Raw genomic sequence first — 2,164 nt, 5'->3', positions numbered from 1 at the left:
CAGGAGCAGCCGGGCGATACGTATTTTGGCGCTCCGTTAAAGAAAGCTGTGCAAGATGGACAGGTACCGCAGGCTCGGCTGGATGACATGGTGCATCGGATTGTGCGCAGCATGTTCGCGACGGGTGTAGTGGATAATCCTCCGGTTCGGAGAGTGGTGGATCCGTTCAAGGGGCGCGACGATGCGCGGAAGATTGAGGAAGAGAGCATCGTGTTGTTGAAGAATGAAGGCGGGATTTTGCCGCTGGTCGCGGGTGAGGGAAAGACGATTGTGGTGATTGGCGGGCATGCCGATGAGGGCGTGCTGTCAGGCGGCGGGTCGGCGCAGGTGGATGCGCCGGGTGGTCGGCCGGGTGGATCGCAGTGGGGGAAGCCAGTGTATTTTCCGTCGTCGCCGCTGCAGTTTGTGACGGAGCAGGCGGGAAGCGGTGCGAAGGTGAGCTTCGATGCGGGCACAGATGTGGCCGAGGCTGCGAAGGCTGCGAAGAGTGCGCAGGTGGCGATCGTATTTGTGACGCAATGGATGAGCGAGGGTATGGACAGGCCGACGCTGAGCTTGCCGGAGGGGCAGGACGCGTTGGTGGAGGCCGTGGCGAAGGCGAATCCGAATACGGTGGTGGTGCTGGAGACGGGTGGGCCGGTGTCGATGCCGTGGCATGGGGGTGTGAAGGGTATTGTGGAGGCGTGGTTTCCGGGGATTGGCGGTGGCGAGGCGATTGCGAATGTGCTGTTCGGGCGCGTGAATGCTTCGGGCAAGCTGCCGGTGACGTTTGCGGCGGATGAAAAGCAGCTCCCGCATCAAACGGTGACGGGGTTGACGGCGACGACCGAGAATAACGGCATGAATGGTGGCGGGTTCCACGGCATGCAGTCCAAGAATTTTACGGTCGATTACAACGTGGAGGGAATGAAGGTTGGATACAAGTGGTTCCAGGTAAAGGACGAGACGCCGCTGTTTCCATTTGGATTTGGGCTGAGCTATACGAGCTTTGCGTACTCGGGTTTGACGGTGGCGCCGGGCGCGGAGAGTGTGAGCTTTGAGGTGAAGAACACGGGAGGGCGCGCGGGCGATGAGGTTGCGGAGGTGTATGTGACGCTGCCTAAGAGTGCAGACGAACCGTTCCGGAAGCTGGCGGGATTTACGCGGGTGTGGGTCGACGCGGGCGCGAGCAAGATGGTGACAGTGCCGATTCAGCCGCTGTATCTGAAGGTGTTTTCTACGGACAAGAATGGCTGGGAGCGGCTGGCCGGAGAGTATGGGATTGAGGTGGGCGGGTCTTCGGCGGAGTTGCCGTTGAAGACGGCGGTCACCTTGACGGCGGAATAGGGACGGCGGAGTGGGCCGTGCAGATTCTGAAGGGGTTGGCGCCGCGCAGGCTTTGCTTCTGTACAGGGATCGCGTGTGCGGGTTAGATTGGCTGCGGTGGCTTTTCTATGAGAAAAATCGGTTTAGTTATCTTGTTCACGGGTTTGGGGACTTTCGCTTTTGCGCAACAGAAGTCGGCCGCGATTCCGGAGACGGCGGTGTATGCGGACAGTGGTGCGCCGGTTGATGCGCGAATTACCGACCTGCTGAAGCGGATGACGGTCGAGGAAAAGGTGGATGCCTTCAGCACGGATCCAACGGTGCCGCGGCTGGGGGTGGTGGGGACGGGGCACGTGGAAGGGCTGCATGGGTTGGCGCTGGGCGGGCCGGGGCATTGGGAAGGCCATGCGGGGCGCGGGTTCCTGACGGTGATTCCGACGACTACGTTTCCGCAGTCGCGGGGGTTGGGACAGACGTGGGATCCTGCGCTGCTCGAGAAGGCTGCGGCGCAGGAGGCGTATGAGACGCGGTATGCGTTTGGGAAATATCACCGGGGAGGGTTGGTGGTGCGGGCTCCGAATGCGGATTTGAGTCGGGATCCGCGGTGGGGGCGGAGCGAGGAGTCGTACGGGGAAGATCCGTTCCTGGTGGGGACGCTGGCTACAGCTTATACGCGCGGGCTGCAGGGGGATGGGACGTATTGGACGACGGCGAGTTTGCTGAAACATTTTCTGGCGAACAGCAATGAGAATCTGCGGACGTCTTCTTCTTCGGACTTCGACGAGCGGCTGTTCCAGGAGTACTACTCGGTGCCGTTTCGGATGGCGATTGAGGATGGGCACGCGAATGCGTTTATGAC

2 protein-coding genes are annotated in these 2,164 nt (G+C 61.1%); both read left to right on the top strand.

Going from position 1 to position 2,164, the window contains the following annotated elements; all coding sequences use genetic code 11:
* On the top strand, positions 1-1,326 hold a 1,326-nt coding region (locus tag WCB02_RS09115; protein ID WP_423957656.1), incomplete at its 5' end, for a glycoside hydrolase family 3 C-terminal domain-containing protein.
* Between the two features lie 107 nt (positions 1,327-1,433).
* On the top strand, positions 1,434-2,164 hold a 731-nt coding region (locus WCB02_RS09110), incomplete at its 3' end, for a glycoside hydrolase family 3 N-terminal domain-containing protein (RefSeq protein ID WP_423957655.1).

It is taken from the genome of Bradyrhizobium sp. (assembly GCF_049581145.1).
Lineage (GTDB): Bacteria > Pseudomonadota > Alphaproteobacteria > Rhizobiales > Xanthobacteraceae > Bradyrhizobium.
The sequence above is the reverse complement of the archived record's forward strand: the minus strand, read 5'-3'. Positions and strand labels throughout refer to the sequence as shown.